The sequence below is a fragment of the Peribacillus sp. TH16 genome (assembly GCF_016651095.1).
GTDB lineage: Bacteria > Bacillota > Bacilli > Bacillales > DSM-1321 > Peribacillus > Peribacillus butanolivorans.
Genome location: NZ_JAEKEM010000011.1, coordinates 261,253 through 281,354, shown reverse-complemented (window position 1 = coordinate 281,354; position 20,102 = coordinate 261,253). Strand labels below are relative to the sequence as shown.

The 20,102-nt window shown below is 39.9% G+C and carries 12 protein-coding genes, 1 rRNA gene and 3 riboswitches; of the genes, 3 read left to right on the top strand and 10 right to left on the bottom strand.

From position 1 onward, the window contains the following. Window positions 1–66 precede the first annotated feature (66 nt). The 8 genes from JFV29_RS29925 to JFV29_RS29890 form a co-directional block, all read right to left on the bottom strand. A 16S ribosomal RNA gene (locus tag JFV29_RS29925) occupies window positions 67–1,617 on the bottom strand. 452 nt (window positions 1,618–2,069) lie between these two features. Beyond that, window positions 2,070–4,139 carry a glucose-specific PTS transporter subunit IIBC gene (gene ptsG, locus JFV29_RS29920; protein WP_201188411.1) on the bottom strand — a complete coding sequence of 690 codons (2,070 nt, stop codon included), beginning with the start codon at window positions 4,137–4,139 and terminating at the stop codon, window positions 2,070–2,072. 215 nt (window positions 4,140–4,354) lie between these two features. Continuing rightward, complete coding sequence (glcT, locus tag JFV29_RS29915; RefSeq protein WP_201188409.1) at window positions 4,355–5,197, bottom strand: glucose PTS transporter transcription antiterminator GlcT; 843 nt, start codon at window positions 5,195–5,197, stop codon at window positions 4,355–4,357. Window positions 5,198–5,343: 146 nt separating this feature from the next. Further along, window positions 5,344–6,675: an NCS2 family permease gene (locus tag JFV29_RS29910; RefSeq protein ID WP_053348900.1), complete on the bottom strand. Its 1,332-nt coding sequence runs from the start codon at window positions 6,673–6,675 to the stop codon at window positions 5,344–5,346. Window positions 6,676–6,781: 106 nt separating this feature from the next. Next, window positions 6,782–6,883: riboswitch (purine riboswitch) on the bottom strand. A 280-nt stretch (window positions 6,884–7,163) separates the two neighbouring features. Beyond that, on the bottom strand, window positions 7,164–8,684 hold the full coding sequence (gene guaA / locus JFV29_RS29905) for a glutamine-hydrolyzing GMP synthase (protein WP_201188434.1): 1,521 nt from the start codon (window positions 8,682–8,684) through the stop codon (window positions 7,164–7,166). A gap of 178 nt (window positions 8,685–8,862) precedes the next feature. After that, a riboswitch (purine riboswitch) is annotated at window positions 8,863–8,964 on the bottom strand. A 26-nt stretch (window positions 8,965–8,990) separates the two neighbouring features. Next, entirely contained in the window at window positions 8,991–11,195 is a 2,205-nt protein-coding gene (locus JFV29_RS29900; protein ID WP_201188407.1) for a DUF4129 domain-containing transglutaminase family protein, read from the bottom strand. Further along, on the bottom strand, window positions 11,192–12,388 hold the full coding sequence (locus tag JFV29_RS29895; protein WP_201188405.1) for a DUF58 domain-containing protein: 1,197 nt from the start codon (window positions 12,386–12,388) through the stop codon (window positions 11,192–11,194). The genes JFV29_RS29900 and JFV29_RS29895 overlap by 4 nt, the downstream gene beginning before the upstream one ends. Further along, on the bottom strand, window positions 12,388–13,344 hold the full coding sequence (locus tag JFV29_RS29890) for an AAA family ATPase (protein ID WP_053348904.1): 957 nt from the start codon (window positions 13,342–13,344) through the stop codon (window positions 12,388–12,390). The genes JFV29_RS29895 and JFV29_RS29890 overlap by 1 nt, the downstream gene beginning before the upstream one ends. Window positions 13,345–13,545: 201 nt before the next feature. Next, a riboswitch (cobalamin riboswitch) is annotated at window positions 13,546–13,765 on the top strand. A 198-nt stretch (window positions 13,766–13,963) separates the two neighbouring features. Between JFV29_RS29890 and JFV29_RS29885 the strand changes: the two genes are divergently transcribed. Together JFV29_RS29885 and JFV29_RS29880 are read left to right on the top strand one after the other, a co-directional pair. Then, complete coding sequence (locus JFV29_RS29885) at window positions 13,964–14,470, top strand: hypothetical protein (RefSeq protein ID WP_242486089.1); 507 nt, start codon at window positions 13,964–13,966, stop codon at window positions 14,468–14,470. Window positions 14,471–14,473: 3 nt separating this feature from the next. Continuing rightward, window positions 14,474–15,424 (top strand): ABC transporter substrate-binding protein, encoded by a 951-nt coding sequence (locus JFV29_RS29880; RefSeq protein ID WP_201188401.1) that lies wholly within the window; start codon window positions 14,474–14,476, stop codon window positions 15,422–15,424. Between the two features lie 1,080 nt (window positions 15,425–16,504). Here the strand turns inward: JFV29_RS29880 and JFV29_RS29875 are convergent. Next, on the bottom strand, window positions 16,505–17,419 hold the full coding sequence (locus JFV29_RS29875; protein ID WP_201188399.1) for a nucleoside hydrolase: 915 nt from the start codon (window positions 17,417–17,419) through the stop codon (window positions 16,505–16,507). 592 nt (window positions 17,420–18,011) lie between these two features. Between JFV29_RS29875 and JFV29_RS29870 the strand changes: the two genes are divergently transcribed. Further along, window positions 18,012–18,194 carry a hypothetical protein gene (locus JFV29_RS29870; RefSeq protein WP_056523237.1) on the top strand — a complete coding sequence of 61 codons (183 nt, stop codon included), beginning with the start codon at window positions 18,012–18,014 and terminating at the stop codon, window positions 18,192–18,194. Window positions 18,195–18,374: 180 nt separating this feature from the next. On the opposite strand, the gene JFV29_RS31300 is transcribed toward JFV29_RS29870, so the two are convergent. Then, window positions 18,375–20,102: a glycine betaine ABC transporter substrate-binding protein gene (locus JFV29_RS31300; protein WP_201188397.1), complete on the bottom strand. Its 1,728-nt coding sequence runs from the start codon at window positions 20,100–20,102 to the stop codon at window positions 18,375–18,377.

Here is a 20,102-nt window from a genome sequence, read left to right as displayed (position 1 = left end):
TCGAATCTGAATGAATTACTCATTCAAAACTGAACAAAACAAAAGCGCTCTCGTATTTATCCTTAGAAAGGAGGTGATCCAGCCGCACCTTCCGATACGGCTACCTTGTTACGACTTCACCCCAATCATCTGTCCCACCTTAGGCGGCTGGCTCCATAAAGGTTACCTCACCGACTTCGGGTGTTACAAACTCTCGTGGTGTGACGGGCGGTGTGTACAAGGCCCGGGAACGTATTCACCGCGGCATGCTGATCCGCGATTACTAGCGATTCCGGCTTCATGTAGGCGAGTTGCAGCCTACAATCCGAACTGAGAATGGCTTTATGGGATTCGCTTACCTTCGCAGGTTTGCAGCCCTTTGTACCATCCATTGTAGCACGTGTGTAGCCCAGGTCATAAGGGGCATGATGATTTGACGTCATCCCCACCTTCCTCCGGTTTGTCACCGGCAGTCACCTTAGAGTGCCCAACTGAATGCTGGCAACTAAGATCAAGGGTTGCGCTCGTTGCGGGACTTAACCCAACATCTCACGACACGAGCTGACGACAACCATGCACCACCTGTCACTCTGTCCCCCGAAGGGGAACGCCCTATCTCTAGGGTTGTCAGAGGATGTCAAGACCTGGTAAGGTTCTTCGCGTTGCTTCGAATTAAACCACATGCTCCACCGCTTGTGCGGGCCCCCGTCAATTCCTTTGAGTTTCAGCCTTGCGGCCGTACTCCCCAGGCGGAGTGCTTAATGCGTTAGCTGCAGCACTAAAGGGCGGAAACCCTCTAACACTTAGCACTCATCGTTTACGGCGTGGACTACCAGGGTATCTAATCCTGTTTGCTCCCCACGCTTTCGCGCCTCAGTGTCAGTTACAGACCAGAAAGTCGCCTTCGCCACTGGTGTTCCTCCAAATCTCTACGCATTTCACCGCTACACTTGGAATTCCACTTTCCTCTTCTGCACTCAAGTTCCCCAGTTTCCAATGACCCTCCACGGTTGAGCCGTGGGCTTTCACATCAGACTTAAGGAACCACCTGCGCGCGCTTTACGCCCAATAATTCCGGACAACGCTTGCCACCTACGTATTACCGCGGCTGCTGGCACGTAGTTAGCCGTGGCTTTCTGGTTAGGTACCGTCAAGGTACCAGCAGTTACTCTGGTACTTGTTCTTCCCTAACAACAGAACTTTACGACCCGAAGGCCTTCTTCGTTCACGCGGCGTTGCTCCGTCAGACTTTCGTCCATTGCGGAAGATTCCCTACTGCTGCCTCCCGTAGGAGTCTGGGCCGTGTCTCAGTCCCAGTGTGGCCGATCACCCTCTCAGGTCGGCTACGCATCGTCGCCTTGGTGAGCCATTACCTCACCAACTAGCTAATGCGCCGCGGGCCCATCTATAAGTGACAGCCGAAACCGTCTTTCCATCTTCTCTCATGCGAGAAAAGAACGTATCCGGTATTAGCTCCGGTTTCCCGAAGTTATCCCAGTCTTATAGGCAGGTTGCCCACGTGTTACTCACCCGTCCGCCGCTAATCTCAGGGAGCAAGCTCCCATCGATTCGCTCGACTTGCATGTATTAGGCACGCCGCCAGCGTTCGTCCTGAGCCAGGATCAAACTCTCCGAAGAAATGTTTGACTTGCTCATTTTGCTTTTTTTGATAGTGTGTGCTCACTTTTAAAAATTAACGTTGGCGCTTTGTTTTGTTCAGTTTTCAAAGAGCAATATGTTCGCCGCTCTGTTAGCGACTTTATTATCATAACACCTTTCAAACAACATGTCAACAACAAGTTTCATCTTTTTTCTTTCTTGTCGTCGTTGTCTCAAGCGGTGTATTTAATATACTAGCACCTGCATACAGACAAGTCAATTTAATTTTGGATATTTCTTCATTTTATTTCATTGACTCTCATCTTCTTCTATATATAATGAAAATCCATATCATTCTTTATAGGTAAATAGGTTAAACTATCGGGTTTTTATCTCCTATCTTTCATCTTAACCTTAAAGACTTATCCTGTTAATCTGGATAAATTGAAACAGGGGGCAACTTATTACTGTTGCCCCCTGTTCCATAACCCTTATTTATTGAAAGAAATAATGTTAGCTTCTTCTTTATCTACTTTTCCACTCTTTTCAATCTTCACGCTTTCTCCTTCAGAAAGGTTGGTAAAGACGATTGGCGTGATTATAGAAGTGGCATTATTTTTGACATACTCAATATCCACTTTAAGTAATGGCTGTCCGCTTGTCACCTTATCTCCTTGAGCGACAAGTGCTTCGAAGCCTTTACCTTCTAATTTAACTGTATCTATTCCCACATGTATTAAGATTTCACGTCCCGCATCAGAAACAATGCCTATTGCATGTTTAGTCGGGAACAGATTAACGATCGTTCCATCTACAGGTGAAACAACTAACCCATCCTCCGGTACGATTGCAAAGCCGTCACCCATCATTTTTTCAGCAAAAACCGCGTCAGGCACCTCGGTAATCGGTTTGATTTCTCCTTTAATAGGTGAAATAAAACCCTCAGAACCAGTATCTGGCCGTAATGGTTTTGGAACAATGTCCTCAATTTGATCCTCTACACCCTTTTCAGGAGACACTTCAACTTTACGAGGTCTTTTTCCATCAATTATATCTTTCATTTGTCCTTTAATTGTTTCAGAACGAGGACCGAAGATGGCCTGGATGTTATTCCCTACTTCTAGTACCCCTGCCGCACCAAGTTTCTTCAATCTATTTTTATCAACGTTATCAATGTTATTTACTGACACACGCAGGCGGGTGATACATGCATCTAAGTGAGCGATGTTTTCTTTTCCGCCCATTGCATCTAAGATATCTCCAGGAAGACTTCCAGCTGTACTTGTAGACCCTTCTTCTTCATCCTCTTCTTCCACTTCACGACCAGGAGTTTTAAGATTAAACTTCCGAATCGCAAATCGGAATCCAAAGTAATAGATAAGCGCAAAGACTAATCCAACCGGAATAACAATCCAAGCATTCGTTTGAGGATTAATCAAACCGAACAGTACGTAGTCGATTAAACCACCTGAGAACGTCATCCCGATTTTCACATCTAGTAAATGCATAGTCATGAAAGAAAGACCAGCAAACACACAATGAATACCGAAAAGTATCGGTGCTACAAATAAGAATGCAAATTCAAGTGGTTCTGTAATCCCAGTCAAGAACGATGTAAGTGCAGCCGAAGCCATCAAGCCACCGACTATTTTCCTTCGTTCTGGTCGAGCTTCATGATAAATAGCTAAAGCAGCTGCTGGCAACCCGAACATCATAAATGGATACTTACCAGTCATGAAGGTACCAGCTGTTAAATTCTGTACTCCATCTTTAATTTGAGCCATGAAGATGGCTTGGTCCCCTCTGACTGGATTCCCACCAGCTTGAGGGATATAGCTGCCAAATTCAAACCAGAATGGGGAATAGAAAATATGATGCAATCCAAACGGAATTAACGCCCGTTCTACCACTCCGAACACGAATGCTCCAAGAGTTAGGTTAGCACCCAACATATTTTCCGAAAATGCATTTAACCCTGATTGTATCGTCGGCCAAACCAAAATCATCAACAACCCAAGTACAACTGCGCTTGCAGCTGTTACAATGGGTACAAAACGTTTACCGGCAAAGAATCCTAAATAAGAAGGAAGTTCAATTTCATAAAATTTATTATACATTATTGCAGCCATGACACCGACAATAATACCGCCGAAGACGCCCGTTCCCAAAGTTGGAATTCCAAGAACATTGCTATACACAGCACCATTGTTCTCAATGTCAGCAGCATCAATTCCAAGTACCGTTCCCATTGTTACATTCATAATCAAGAACCCGATGATCGCTGCCAGCCCGGCAACACCATCTCCACCAGCTAACCCAATTGCGACCCCCACAGCAAACAATAGCGGAAGATTTCCAAAAATAATATTTCCGGCATTCTCCATAACCGATGCGACCATTTCTACTCCACCACTTGCAAGAAACGGAGCGATATCCAACAAAGTTTCGTTTTGCAATGCATTACCAAACGCGAGCAAAATTCCGGCCGCTGGTAAAATTGCCACAGGAAGCATCAAAGCTTTTCCGATTTTTTGCAAAACACCAAACAACTTCTTAAACATAGGTTTTCCTCCTCTATACTGTTTTTAGGCTAATAAAAACGTTTACATTATAATGACTGAATTCATCCTCTTATGTGTCTGATTTTGGAATACAAAAAAGGCATAAGCAAAGATAGGATTGAAATGAAAATTCAGGTATATAATACCCTCTTTCAGAACAATCATTCTCCTCACTTATGCCTGATCGAATCAGTAACACGTAAGTTAATGTATTTTTATTTAATTTTCTTTTGCAATCGTTGAATATGCATCGTTAGATAGACAGCTTCCGCATCAAAAACCGGTTTGCCTAATTTCTGTTGCATAATTTTTATTAGCTTCCATGAAATATTGTAACACAATGGATATTCTTCTTTCAATAGCAATGCGATTTTTTCAGGTTCGTCTACCTCTTCCCCTGCCATTACACGGTCTATCATGAACCTTAAATGACGAACCAGACGCGTATAATCAACGCTATCCTTATTAATTTGTACTTCCAACTGTTCTTCAACGACTTGGATAAGATGATAAATTAGTTGCGAGTGCTGATTGACTTCCGAGAGGTCTTTATTCGCTATTGCACTATGAATATGAAGCGTAATAAAACCAATTTCACCTTGTGGCAGTCCTATACCTGTCTTATCTTCGATTAGGTCAATGACATCAACTGCAATATCATGTTCAAAAGGATAGAGGGTTATCGTTTCTTTTAAGAATGGGTTTTTAATAGTCATTCCTTGTGAAACACGCTGAAGGGCGAACAGTAAATGATCGGTTAATCCGACATGTATATGTTCATTAAGTTTCCCTGACACTCGATTGTTAATAAGATGAATGGATTCTATTATTGCTGCTTGCAGATTTTGATCAATCTTTGGCAAAAGCTTTTTGTAGCTTTCCTGTTCTTTCACATTTTTTAAAACAAACGTTTTCTCTGCAAGATCTGGACTTAATTCTTCGCCTTTCTTTCGGTTGAATCCTATGCCCTTTCCAATTGAAACGACTTCACCATACGACGAATGAGTGGCAATTACCACGTTATTGTTCAAAACCTTTTCAACGATAAAACCATTCATTATTCTCCCTCATTTTTTCGAAAAATCATCCATATGTCCTATACCGGATAAAATACTTGGTACTTTTACTATACACGAATTGACCTTTCCCTTACAACATGAAAGAAGGGCCCCATAAACGGGACCCTTCTCACTTGCTCTTATTATTACTTCAAGAAAATAAAGTATAGAAGGAAGACGACTCCAAGACCCCACATAATTGGATGAACTTCTTTCGCTCTCCCTTTCATTGACATCGTGATGGGATAAAAGATAAAACCACAAGCAATCCCTGTTGCAATCGAATATGTCATCGGCATCATGATAACTGTGAAGAAGGCTGGTACTGCCACTTCAAACTTATGCCAGTCAATGTTTTTAAGTGAGGATGCCATTAATACACCCACTATAACCAACGCTGGCGCAGTTACCGCTGATGTCACAACGGAAAGAAGCGGGAAGAAGAAAAGGGATAGGACAAATAGCAAACCTGTAACCACAGCTGCAAAACCGCTTCGGGCACCAGCAGCAACACCCGATGTTGACTCTACATAAGATGTTGTAGTTGATGTTCCTAGAATTGCACCTGAAACGATGGATAGAGAATCAGCAAGCAACCCTTTACCTACTCTCGGAAGAATATTATCCTTCATCAAACCTGCTTGCTGAGCAACAGCCACTAACGTACCTGCTGTATCAAAGAACGCTACAAATAAGAAGGTTAAAATAACGATTAACATTTGACCAGTGAATAGCTCACCTGGATTTCCGAATGCATCAAATGCAACTCCAAATGTTGGTGCAATGCTTGGAACTGCCCCGATTATTTTATCTGGAACCGGCACTTGTCCAAATATCATTCCTGCGATAGCCGTAATGACCATCCCTATGAACACGCCGCTTTTTACGCCTTTTGTCATTAATATAACAGTTACGACAATCCCGAACACAGCTAATAAAGTATTTCCTGATGTTAGGTCACCTAGACCGACAAGCACGCTATCATCATTCGTAATAATTCCTGCATTTTGGAACCCTACAAAGGTAATGAACAAGCCAATACCCGCTCCAACGGCATATTTCAATTCAACTGGAATTGCATTAATAATTTTCTCTCGTATTCCTGATAGAGACAGTAGAACGAAGATTATCCCTGAGATCAAAACTCCTGTTAGAGCTGTCTGCCATGGTATTCCAAAACCAAGTACAACGGTAAAAGCAAAGAATGCATTCAAGCCCATACCTGGAGCAAGAGATATTGGATACCTGGCTATGAGCCCCATCAGTATTGAACCTATCGCAGCGGCTAAGGCTGTCGCGGCAAAAACTGCTCCGTAATCCATTCTTAATTCATCTGGGTAGTCCTCGATGCTTTGTAAAGTTAACATCACAGGGTTTACAACCAGGATATACGCCATAGAAAGGAACGTTGTTAAACCACCCAGTATTTCCCGACGATAATTAGTTCCCAGTTCATTAAACCGAAAGTAATTCTTCATTATGAGTCTCCCCTATCATAGAATCGTAAGCCAAAAGGAAAATGCCCCATTCGCTTCCGAACCGGGCTTGACTACTAATATGTAAAGAAGTGGCAGTTATCCTAACTCACCAATTCATTCACATCGTAGTCAAGCTGTTAACGGCAGCTTGGTAGAAACTTTTGGGCCATATCCCCAATATTATACGACAATTATGTTTTTTATTATTATAGGTATAGTGTACCAGTCACAAAAATAATCGTCAATATCTTAAACGAATATTTTATATGTAATTTTAGACAATGTTCGCTTTTGGTCCTAATTATAATGATTATACACCCATAAACATACGTAAAATGTAAGCATTCAACCTATCCTTCCCCTTTTTCACTAGTCTAGGAAACCTATTTTAATAAACGAATCATGCTAAAACTGGATAAATAGAGCAACTTAACTTAAATAAAAAAATCAGTGAAGGTTAAACCCTTCACTGATCAGATGTTTTTATTCTATTCCCACTCAATTGTTGCAGGTGGCTTAGACGTAATGTCATACACGACGCGGTTTACGTGGTTTACTTCATTAACGATTCTTGTTGAGATGATTTCAAGTACATCCCATGGAATTCTAGCCCAATCTGAAGTCATTCCGTCAATGGATGTAACCGCACGAATACCAATTGTGTAATCATACGTACGAGCATCGCCCATTACCCCTACACTACGGATATTAGGAAGCACCGTGAAGTACTGCCAGATTTCACGTTCCAAACCATTATTTTTAATTTCTTCACGTAAGATATGATCAGATTCACGAACGATTTCAAGTTTTTCATCCGATATTTCCCCTAATACACGAATACCTAAACCTGGTCCAGGGAACGGCTGACGCCAAACGATTTCATCTGGAATCCCCATTTCACTTCCAAGTGCACGCACTTCATCCTTGAATAGAGTATTCAATGGCTCAATCAGTTTAAATTGCATATCTTCCGGCAGACCGCCAACATTATGATGCGATTTAATTGTTTGTGCAGTAGCCGTACCACTTTCAATAATGTCTGTGTAAAGTGTTCCTTGTGCAAGGAAATCAATACCTTCAAGCTTCGTTGCTTCATCATCGAATACGTAGATGAACTCATTACCGATAATTTTCCGTTTTTGTTCCGGATCGGAAACGCCAGCAAGTTTCGAAAGGAAACGCTCAGCTGCATCGACTTTAATTACGTTCATATTAAAGCCTTCACTGAATGTTTTCATTACACCTTCGGCTTCCCCTTTACGCAGCAATCCATGATCAACGAAAATACATGTTAACTGATCGCCAATTGCCTTATGGATCAATACAGCAACAACTGATGAATCCACTCCGCCGCTCAAAGCGCATAGTACTTTTTTATCTCCGACCGTTTGACGGATTTTTTCCATTTCGACTTCAATGAAGTTTTCCATGGACCAGTCGCCTTTGCAGCCACAAACGCCAAATACGAAATTTTTCAAAATATCATTTCCGTATACAGAATGACGTACTTCTGGATGGAATTGTACTGCATACAATTTACGTGACTCATCACTCATAGCTGAGATCGGGCAAGATGGGTTCGTTCCATCGATGGTGAAACCTTCAGGCGTTTCGACAACTAAATCACCATGGCTCATCCAGACAATTTGTTCTTTTGGCAGATCGCCGAATAACTTAGAATCATTTTGAATGGCAAGTGTTGCTTTTCCGTATTCACGGTTTTTAGCTGGCTCCACTTTTCCGCCAAAATGTTTCGTCATTAGCTGCATACCATAACAAATACCGAAAATCGGCAGACCTAATTCGAAAATGCGCTCATCGCACCCAAATGCAGATGCATCATACACACTGTTCGGACCGCCTGAAAAAATAATCCCAGTTGGATTCATTTTTAGAATTTCTTCTGCTGTAATTGTATGAGGATGAAGCTCACTGTACACACCAAATTCACGAATACGACGAGTAATCAATTGATTATATTGGCTTCCGAAATCAAGTACTACGATCATTTCCTGGTTTTTTTGCAATTCTGTTTTCCCCGGCACAAACGTCACCTCTATCAATGTAATTCACCCAAAAAATCGAGTGATAGTTTCTTATAAAAAATATTATCATAAAAAAAGAAAAACTAAAAATCCACCCTCAAAAATACACAAAAAGTACAGACGAAGGCAGATTTTCAGCTTTCCAGTTAAAATCCGCCTTCATAGTCAAATCATTTACGGTGATTCGGTAGAAACTTTCGATCCATATTATCGAGGATATATGAAGGATATATTAGTTTAAGTTATTGTATCAATATAATAAAAAGCTGGTCAAGAGCTAGTTTTTTTCATTAAGCTTTCCCAACCGATTTGTAAGTGCTCCCATTCGCCATTTTCAACGTCTCCACGGTAAATTATTAATTCGTAACGAGCTGTCAACTTCTGCATCTCATCTGTACCGTACACTGCATCCACATATGCGGCGTACTCCCTTAATGTTTGCCCTTCCGGACGTGCTAAACCAGCACGTTTTAATTGTTTCAATAATAATACATAGGCCGTCGTAAAATGAGAGCCAGATTTCTTTTTATAGCGGAGAATCTGCAGGTGCGGAATCCACTTCCTTCTAGAGAAATAACCAATTGTCACAAGCATCAGCAAACTTATGAGAGTGATAGAAGTCCATTTCAAGATTCCTTCCTGGCTTCCCACAAACCTGTCTCTAGATGATTGAGTATCCTTATCAGGGGTATCATGACGTTCACTAGTCTCCATCTTTTTCTGCTCTGCATTAGCTGGAGTGTCCGTCTCCGAATTCTTTATATCATCCTGTTTCAAGTCCGAATTGTAAAATTCAACTTCTCCAGTGAATCCCTTTGTTGGTTCAAAGGGAACCCAGCCAATTCCAGAAAAATAAACTTCTACCCAGGAATGAGCATTATTATTCGTTACCTTATAAACGGATTCACCCTTATAAATTGATTTTTCTCCTTCAGTATAACCCTTTACCCACCTAGCCGGTATATTGGCGGCACGTAGTAAGACGACCATTGCAGTTGAATAGTTGTCGCAATATCCAATCTGGGTCTCGAATAAAAATTGATCGACATAATCTTGATTTGCCTCCGGATACGCAACATCATCCTTTGAATAAACAAAATCAGGACCATCAAAATAATTTTCAATGGCTTTCGCTTTATCGTACCAATTTGTTTCATTAATTGTAAGCTGCGATGCCAATTCATATATTCGATTAGGTAAGCCCTCTGGAAGCTGAGTATTTTTATCCATTAAGACACCCATCGTTTCATCCGGCTCTGTGACCTTCCTTAGCTTAGCCATATCAAACCTCGGCATATCATAGGTCATTTCATATTCTTTCAATAGAAGGCTTTCGCCGTCTTCCTTTTCGGATATGATTTTGTCCATATCCTTATAAAACTTGAACTCTTTTCCTTTTTTACCCTTGACCTTTTTTAAATAACCTGACTGCGGATGAAGAATATGAGAATACAATTCCATCATGGATACTCTCGCTGACATTTCATCTGCTTTTACTATCTCCGGAATATCGTAAGTATTTAACGAAGTCATTTCCTGGCCGTTAGAAAAAGTAAAAAAGTCTATTCCCTCTAAGGAAACCCATCCTTTTCCAGTATAGACATCTTTGTTCTCCACTTTCCAGTAATGACCTGCAGGAGCATTGTTATAAAAGACAATAGAACTATCTGGCTCTATCGATCCGCCAAGTTCCGAATCATCTTCATCATACCCCACCCTTTTGTCTGTGGAACTACTATCTTCTTTCATCACTTTATCTGAATAAGAAGTAATATACGGAACTGGATCCCGCCATTGTGGAGAGAACTTAGGGGCACCAAAACCGAAAAGGACACTTATCAAAATCATCACCGTTAGGATCAAGATCCATTTCTTGATAGGAGCCCTTGAAAACCTAAGCTGCTCCTGAATGGACAGACGCATCAAGGCCAGCAGACCGAGCATTGCAAAACCAATTATGATGATTCTTATCATTGCCTTATCACCATCATAGGGAGTAAATGTATCAAGTATCGATATAAAAATCACCGTTAACATAAAAAAGAAAAAGATACTTTGCTTCACCATCACCCAGTAATGAATCAAATATGTCACAAGCCAAAGAAGCAAGAAAAATAGAAAAGTTCGAAATGGATTTGAAAGTAACTCCCATTTGCCATCGTATATATTTGATAGATTGGCTGTAAAATCAAGCAGATTGCCTTTAAACCATGAAAATTCAAATAAAGCGGTTTTCGAATGAAGAAACTGTACTGAAATCATTATATAAACACTTAAGAGGGTACAGCGGATTAGCCAATGGAAGTGGAAATAATGCAGTAGTAGGGAAAAAATCACAAACAGAACAAAAACAACAATATTCCCTGTATCCGTGAGTTTCTCAACAGGCCTTAACCATTCTGTGATCAACAACAGACCAAAGGTATACAGAAGAACATGCATCCACTTTTCCAACAAGGGGGTTGAAACATTCATTTCATCATCACCTCTCGTCTGTCGTGTTGCAGATACCCCTGTTCAAGAAAGCAAACCTTTATTCCCCGTGATACTGCTGCGGCTCTTGATTTTTTTTCCTCATCTGTAAAGTCTGCTGGGTTTTTCACACAAAACAACGTTAATCCTTGATTAGCGCGGAATGCACTCAATACTTCTACCTTTTCTAATGTTAATTCCGAGACAATGAAAATCACAGCTGCGTTGGCCGGCAGAATTTCCTTCCTTATGATCCCGATCCAAGTGGTTATCCTACTCGGTTTTTCTTTAGCAAGGCGGTAAAAAATCTTTCGTTTCTGGTTATTGCCTCCTCCAGTCGGTAAGATTTGCCTCGATCCCGTACTAGCGAAACCAATCTCTATGCCTTTTTTTAACATGGCATGTACAAAGGAAGCCGTCATTACAATTGCTTCTTCGAAGAAAAGCGATTCCTGATTATCAAGTATGATAAACACATCACGGTTTTTCTGAACTTCAAATTCCTTTGTCATGATTTCACTTGTTCTAGCCGTTGCCTTCCAGTTAATCCAGGATAACTGATCACCTGGCTGATACTCTCTAACTCCAGATACTACTGATTGTTCTCGCTGTGTTTTTTTTGTTGATCCCACTTGTCCCTGATTGAATACACGCTCAAGATCTCTGTAGGTAAGCTCATGATATGAAGGGAAAACAGTGATTTTTAAAGGTGAACTATATGTCGCTTCCTTTTCAAAGACGCCAAAAAAGTCTCCTGTCCTGAAACGGATTGTTTGAAATGTATGCTCACCCCGTGGCAAATTGTTCAAAGTATATGTCATACTGAATGTATGCCTGAAACCAGGAAAGACAAGTGTTTTTCTTTGCATCCCCCTATTTTCCAATTCCTTCGGCAACTCTTCCTCTACCATCAAATATAAAAGAGGCAGCCTGTTTTTACGGGTAACAGTTAAAGCTATTTCTACAGAATCGCCTGCTCGGCATTCTCTTTTACTGACCTTTCTCTCAACGATAATGTTATTAATCGGATAAAAAAGTAGAATCGTAGAGTACACAGCGAACGGCAAAAATGTATAAAAAATAAACCAACTGACAAAACCGCCTTGAAACATCGCAAAAGAAAAGGAAATCGCTATAAGTAATAACAAGCCAATCACACTCATGTTTTCCTTTAAGATGCTGATCAAGTTCCGCATTAGGTCACAGCTCTCTTCACAGGCACTTGAATCGTCGCGACAATCTCGTGAATCACCATGCCAGCATCCACTCCCTCATAATTCGCTTCTGGCTTCAGGATAAGTCTGTGGGCAAACACGAACGGTACTAAATATTGCACATCATCCGGTAGAACATAATCTCTGCCCTGCAAAAGTGCATAAGCTTGGGCCGCCTTCATCAATGCAATCGATCCACGTGGACTCACCCCTAAATATACTCTCTCATGCGTACGAGATCGATTAGCCAAATTAACAATATACCGCTTTATCGTGTCATCCACTATCACTGCTTTAGCCTCTTCCTGTAAAGCTATTAATTCCTCTAAAGTAATAACAGATTCTAACTCTTCAAGTGGTGCGGCATATTGAGCTCGATGCAAAACCTCAATTTCTTCGTCAACACCCGGATAGCCCATTTTCATTTTTAATAGAAAACGATCCAATTGCGCCTCTGGAAGTGGGTATGTTCCTTCGTACTCAATGGGATTTTGTGTTGCCATAACGAAAAAGGGTTTCTCCAATCCCCTTGTAACCCCATCAACCGTCACACTTGCCTCTTCCATTGCTTCAAGCAAGGCAGATTGTGTTTTCGGCGAGGTCCGGTTTATCTCATCGGCTAAAATAATATGGCCCATGATTGGTCCTGGTCTAAAAATAAATTCTTGTTCCTTTGGATTGAAAATTGAAACACCCGTTACATCTGAAGGTAGTAAATCAGGTGTGAATTGTATACGCTTAAAGTTTGCGCCTATCGATCTTGCCAGTGCTCTGACCATGACAGTCTTACCTACACCAGGAACATCCTCCAATAAAACATGCCCCCCAGAAAGAAGTGCTACGATGCTCAGTTCTGCTATATCTCGTTTTCCAATAATCACTTTTTCAATATTCCCTAAAATCTTTTCCAGTTTTTGATTTACCTGCTTATAAATCATACTCTACCTCCTGAGATTACCCTATTACTCTTATATAACACCTATTATATATTCTTTATACTCGATATGCGTTTTACATTAACATCCAATTAAACCTTACATTGTAAGTTTACTAGATAATTCGCAAACCATAAACGAATTTCTCTAAAAATATTCATACTGCTTTAGGAAAAAGGTATGGTAAACTGTTGCTAAGTGAATATAAACCTTGCAGAAAAAGGTGCTGACTTGTCAGCTTAATAGGGAATTTGGTGTAAAACCGAAGCTGTTTCCGCAACTGTAAGTGCTAATGAAATAAGATAAATACCACTGTTTGAGGATAAAGATTCACATCGATAACCATTCATCCTGTTCAAATGGGAAGGTTCTTAGAGTAAAATGACGCACGGGCCAGGAGACCTGCCTTTTTTATCGTATTATGCTCTTCGGAAGATAGGAGGATTGTACGGCAATCTTCCATCTTTTTCTGTTACAGATACATAGGTGATTGATGCCGACCAATGCCCTTGGTCGGCTTTTTCTTTTGCTGAGAAAAGCGATACTGAGGTGATTCATCTAACTATGAAGAGGAGGAAGAGTTATGGCAAAAAAGGATTTTCGTTTTTTATGCTATCCATACATGCGCGAATCCGAGTCTACCGTCGATTATGAAATACGTACCGACTCTTTGACGACACAAATTGGCTTGGCCGCCTCGCTTACAAAGGATGTTCCGGATGTATACCGAGATTTAATGGAATTGTTGCCGATGGCTTATCATTTAAATGGTTCAGTCCGTGGGAAATTGGCCATTACCGACAATGATCTGAAACGTCTAAGTGCCATCTACGACCATTATGTCGCAGAAGTTAAAGAGCATATTGAGACATTCGTGCTTCCGCAAGGTTCAACCGCCGCCTGTGTTCTGCATACTTGCCGTAGTGAAGCCAAAAAGTCGGTCCGTGCTTTACACAAGGTTAGTTTAGAAATAGAAATCCCTGAAATTCTCTTTGATTACGCCCATTTGCTTGCAAATGTTCTATTCGTGATGGCTGTCTACGTCAATAAGCAACATGGTATTGAGGAGATTCCTTTTATCAGTAAATCATACCCAACCAAACCCATGAAGAAGAAAACGGAGGAATAAATAATGAAGAGAAGCATACGATTTAGTTGGATTTCCACCTTGATACTTGCCCTTTTCCTTACCGGATGTGGAGTAACGGATGACCAGACGGCAAAGGAAAAGAAAGACACTAATAAGACAGAAGAAGTCAAAGCCTATACCGTTACCGATGATACTGGAAAGAAAATAAAATTTGATAAAGTTCCGGAAACAGTAGTTTCACTTCAACCAAGTAATACAGAAATTTTATTTGAACTAGGGCTGGGAGATAAGGTCGTTGGCGTGACCGACTTCGATAATTATCCAGAAGAAGCAAAGGATATTGAACATGTTTCCGATTCGGTGAATATCAATGCAGAGAAAATTATTTCCTTAAAACCAGATGCCATTATTGCTTATACCATTGGTGATGAAACGACGATGAAACCACTTGAAGATGCTGGAATCCCAGTATTCATTATTAAATCCGCGACAAATTTTGATGATGTATATGGGGATATTGGGCAAATTGCTGAAGTCATGGGCGTAGCTGAAAAAGGCGAAGAATTGGTGAAAGATATCCAAACCCAAATTACAAGTGTTGAGGAAAAAATTGAAACATTAGATGAAAAGGAACAAACCTATTTTGAAATTAGTCCAGCTCCAGAAATCTATACAACAGGAGCGGAAACCTTCCAACAAGAAATTCTAAAAACTGCAGGCATTGAAAACATCTTTGCCGACCAAAAAGGCTGGGTTAAGGTTTCAGATGAAGAAATTGTCAAACGAAACCCTAATGCTATCATTACAACTGCTACCTTTGCAGATGATGCTGTTGATGAAATTAAATCCCGTAAAGGCTGGGAAGATATCAACGCCGTGAAAAATGATCAAGTCTATCTACTTGATGAAAATATTATGTCACGTCCTGGGCCAAGGATTGGTGAAGCTGTAGAACTCGCAGCAAAGACCATTTATCCAGACTTATTTAAATAATGCGAAAGAAGGATGTTCCAAAGTTCTTGGATCATCCTTTCCTTTTTTACCTCTGCTTCCCTAAGTCCATCACTACAACCACACACTCTCCTGGAGCAGCTGCCCTCCATCGCTAATCCCTTATATTTCTCTTTTAAGGTCTCCCTTTGCAAATAACGAACCACCTGCTCTTCTTTCATCTTTATGCTAAGATGAATGCAATCTAATCATAAAAAATTCGAGGTAATGATCATGTATAAAAAATTCTTTATATGGGTCTTAGCAGTCGCCCTTCTTTTAGGAATTCTTAAAACCTTTCTAGGTATGTAGCAAAAAAACAGCCGTATGGCTGTTTTAAGAACACAGGTATTCACATACCTTTTAAAGCAATGTGAGAACTTCATTGAAAGTAAAAACACAGCTTATAAAAACATTAGTTTTGAAATTTATTTCAAAGGACCATTTAACTTTAGTTAAATGGTTTCCTTTTTATTTAGGCTCCGTTATACTACATTGTTGTTTTTTCCAAAAAAAGAAGACCACCCGAGTGCCAACTATTTTACATGTTTTATAAGTATAAAAACTTTATGCCCATGAATACGTGACTATTATGGAAAATACATTTCTTTTCCCCATAAAATAGTAACCTTAGACTTTCACTAATCCTTCCAATTATTTATTAATCAAACGATTGATTAAATTTTAAAAAAACAAAAAAGCCAATATCGTTTAAGTGTTTTCCCTAAAGAGATTGTAGTATTAAGTTGGACTCCACCCGCACTCTTAAAAATACTGTGCGTTACCTGTAATCAATTCTAGATCATAAAAATGTTTATTTTGAAACTGCTCATGAAAACATTTCAGAAAGAAAATCGAAAAAGGACATCCAAATGAAAGGATGTCCTTTTTCCAGCAAATATAATGCTGATTTATTACCTATAGCCGTTGATTAAAACGATCCTTAGGTGAATATGAAACGTTAAAACCGCTAACTTTGAAAAGTATCAAACGGAGCATATCTCTTAACTAGTAATCCCCATGCAGAGTAATCGATATTCTTTAAAGTTCAAAGCTAGAGCCTCACATCATGAGTCCATGTCCTTATATAACTCGTTCCAAGAAATGTTTCACAAATCGATCTGCATCTACTTTTGTACAGACGCGAATCCTTGCCACACCTTCATGTTGACCGATTGTTCTACCTGTCTCTTCTCCTTCAGTCACAACCTTAACGTTCATCCATTCTGTAGTCACAAAACTTGGATCAATCACAACTCCAACTGCGAGTGGATCATGAAGAGCACAACCTCCAATACCTGGATTGAAAGTTTCATAAGACTTCATATAAAATTCGGTCATTTCTGCAAAGAATTGGGCAGTCCCTTTTCCAGTCGAACGCCATTCATCAAGCTTTGATCTTAGTAAAAACGTTTGATGTGTTACATCAAGTCCCACAACGGTGACTGGTATCCCTGAGGAAAACAAATAATCAGCTGATTCAGGATCAGATACGATATTGGCTTCAGCGTAAGGCGTTACGTTGCCTGGTACTTTTACTGCACCACCCATTATCACTACCTCTTTAACAAGTGAAATAATTTCTGGTGCTTTTTTAATGGCCAAAGCGATGTTAGTTAATGGTCCAACTGCAATAATCGTTATTTCATGAGGGCGACTTTTCACCTGATTGATTATAAAATCGGTTGCATTTCCCGGTGATGCTTGAATAGTTGGTTCATTCTTAAGTGTATTTCCTAAACCGTCTTCTCCATGAACATGCTTTGGATACTTTTTCTTCATTCCACGCACCAATGTTTGATTGGCTCCTTTATAAACAGGAATATTCTTTTCTACCTTTTCCAAAACTGCCAGCGTATTACGAGTCGATTCAGCTACGGACACGTTACCAAAGCAAGTTGTAAAGCCTAGCACGTCCAATTCAGGAGAGTTTAATGCGTATGCCATCGCTAAGGCATCATCAACCCCAGTATCAACATCAAATATTATTGGTTTCATATATTTTCCCACTTTCTTTTTAAACGGATTACGATGATAGTACCGTTGACAAAATTTCTTATACAAACACTGGATCTTACAATACAGTTACTTTGGAAGCACCCTAGTGATTGGATACATCTACATCCGTTACATCCCATTTTTTCTTTTCTTATGTATTAGAGAAACCGGTTTTCCAACTAAATTTTAGCATTCAATTAAAGGTTATTCCACGGAAAGTTTAAGAATATTTATAATAGACAATTAAAAAGAAAAACAGATAATCCCCACAATTTAGCAGTAAATACATGAAAGAAATGATCCAAAATGGTACAACCTTGTTGGGTGATCCAGTTGGTGAACCTCACCTTGCCGGTTTTCATCTGATTTCTTAAAATATTTAAAGATATTTACTTAAATGTATTCTTGACTAGTAAATACTTATATTGGATTATTAATTCAAAGATATTTATTTAAATTCAATATCCGTGATTTCATTTTTAAAATAGGCCAAATAGTTGAAGGCTATAAATAGATAGTTAATATGAGGTTACCAGTATAAAGAAAGTTGTTACATTCTAATTAGTTAATGGATATTCAAGGTGGAAAAAAGATGAAGATGTTAAAGTTAATTGAAGATTATCCTTCTACGTACAAAAAGGGAACAAAGTTCTTTATTATTTCCGATTCAGAGTTCATAGGAGTGAAAAGCTATGTATTACTTTCCGAAGATTTGCGAGGTAAAATCGTGGTATCTGAAGAGGAATTGAAAAATAAATTTGTTTCTATTAATTAGGATTCGTTTATTCTTTTTCTCTTTATACACTTCCCTTTAGCCAGCAATCATTAATTAGTGCATGTAATTATTAAAGTTTAAACTCTTTTAATTCAACATTTTAGGCTCACTTCCTCCCTAAAACATTCTCATCACAAAAAAAACGAGGAATTTTCATGTCCGAAAATCCCTCGTTTTTTCTTATTTCAAATCTTCAATTGAATCAATATCGACATAATCTGGTACGACCAGACCATTTTTTGTTCCTTTTAGATTTGGTCCAAGGTCAACCATGTCATCTTTATACTTATTATAGTATTCAAGATGTGTACCCGGGAGCCATGCAGCCACCATTGCGTCCGCACTTCCGTTTGCAACGCCGGCAAACATTGGTCCGACTTCAACTTGACTTAATGTTACGTCATAACCATTCTGTTCCAGAACCTTGCCAATCACATTTGTGCTGGCAATTTCAGTGTCCCATGCAACATAAACCAGTTTGATTTTTTCACCATTTCCTGATTCAGCACCTTTGGTCCATTCGGATACTTTGTCCTGATTTTCTTTTATCCATTTTTCTGCTGCTTCTGAAGGAGACATACCTTCAGTAACTTTGACCATTACATCTTCCATATCTTTAGTATCCCAGAAGAATTGATCAAGAATTTTATAAGCGCCTGGGGCATCTTGCTCAAGGCCTTTTCTGGCAATCGAATTAATATTTTCAGCCCCGCCAAAGGATTCATTCGGATCTTCGAGATATTTCAAGTCATATTTCGAGAACATCCAATGCGGTGACCATCCTGTAACCACGATTGGTTCTTTTTTATCAATCGCTTTTTTCAATTCAGCAACCATTGCCGCTGAAGACCCTTCAACCAACTTCCAATCATCCAGCTTATAATCATCTATAGCCGTTTTAGTCAACTTCATCAATCCTGCTCCAGGTTCAATTCCGATGATTTCATAATTGGCTTTGGCAGCAAAACTATTTTTATCCCCTTTTACAGCCGTATCTTTTGTAAAAGTACTGAATAGTGCAGTACCCACAACTAGTAGGGCCAGTATTGTAAAAATGATTTTCCGGCTAACGATATGTTCGTAAGCTGGTTTACGAAGGTTTTGCGTGATACGATCGAGTATGATTGCAATGATTACGATGGATAAACCTGCTTCAAATCCTTGCCCAACATTTATTTGGCTAACAGCCCGGTAGACATCCGCCCCAAGTCCGGGTGCTCCAACCAATGAAGCTGTAACTACCATGGATAGTGCCAGCATGATGCTTTGGTTAACGCCTGCCATGATTGTTGGAGTAGCCAATGGTATTTGTACCTTGAATAACTTTTGGCTGCTGGTCGAACCAAAAGCATCCGATGCCTCGATCAAATCATTGGGCACTTCCTGAATCCCAAGATTGGTCATACGGATCGTCGGTGCGATTGCGAAAATGAATGACGCAATGATCCCCGGCACTACCCCTATTCCAAAGAATAATATCGAAGGAATCAAATAAACGAATGCAGGCATCGTTTGCATGAAATCCAAGATTGGGGTAACGATCTTGCGCACCGTTTTATTTTGGGCACACCATATTCCGATCGGTATCCCTATAAGGATGGTTAGGAATCCTGACAATATAACGATAGCCAGTGTTTGAATGCTCGATTCCCAATAACCAAGATTATCGATCAATAGTAAGCTAATAAAAGTAAATATCCCTAATGGCCATCTGCTTGTATAGGTAACCAGAAGGGTTAGGACGATGATTAACACGATGGATGGTCCCGCACTCATTACATCGACCAGGATATCCAATAGACCCTCAATCCCATTCGTAATAAGTGTAAATAATCCAGCAAATACAATAGTTATCCAATCCACTAAAGAATCGACCCAAGCTCCCAGTGGGATTTTCGGAATATTCAT

Bases quoted from the DNA above. Each gene is read 5' to 3' on its own strand.
- ptsG (WP_201188411.1), bottom strand. From the start codon at position 4,139: ATGTTTAAGAAGTTGTTTGGTGTTTTGCAAAAAATCGGAAAAGCTTTG.
- glcT (WP_201188409.1), bottom strand. From the start codon at position 5,197: ATGAATGGTTTTATCGTTGAAAAGGTTTTGAACAATAACGTGGTAATT.
- JFV29_RS29910 (WP_053348900.1), bottom strand. From the start codon at position 6,675: ATGAAGAATTACTTTCGGTTTAATGAACTGGGAACTAATTATCGTCGG.
- guaA (WP_201188434.1), bottom strand. From the start codon at position 8,684: ATGATCGTAGTACTTGATTTCGGAAGCCAATATAATCAATTGATTACT.
- JFV29_RS29900 (WP_201188407.1), bottom strand. From the start codon at position 11,195: ATGAATGTTTCAACCCCCTTGTTGGAAAAGTGGATGCATGTTCTTCTG.
- JFV29_RS29895 (WP_201188405.1), bottom strand. From the start codon at position 12,388: ATGCGGAACTTGATCAGCATCTTAAAGGAAAACATGAGTGTGATTGGC.
- JFV29_RS29890 (WP_053348904.1), bottom strand. From the start codon at position 13,344: ATGATTTATAAGCAGGTAAATCAAAAACTGGAAAAGATTTTAGGGAAT.
- JFV29_RS29885 (WP_242486089.1), top strand. From the start codon at position 13,964: ATGCGCGAATCCGAGTCTACCGTCGATTATGAAATACGTACCGACTCT.
- JFV29_RS29880 (WP_201188401.1), top strand. From the start codon at position 14,474: ATGAAGAGAAGCATACGATTTAGTTGGATTTCCACCTTGATACTTGCC.
- JFV29_RS29875 (WP_201188399.1), bottom strand. From the start codon at position 17,419: ATGAAACCAATAATATTTGATGTTGATACTGGGGTTGATGATGCCTTA.
- JFV29_RS29870 (WP_056523237.1), top strand. From the start codon at position 18,012: ATGAAGATGTTAAAGTTAATTGAAGATTATCCTTCTACGTACAAAAAG.
- JFV29_RS31300 (WP_201188397.1), bottom strand. From the start codon at position 20,102: ATGAATATTCCGAAAATCCCACTGGGAGCTTGGGTCGATTCTTTAGTG.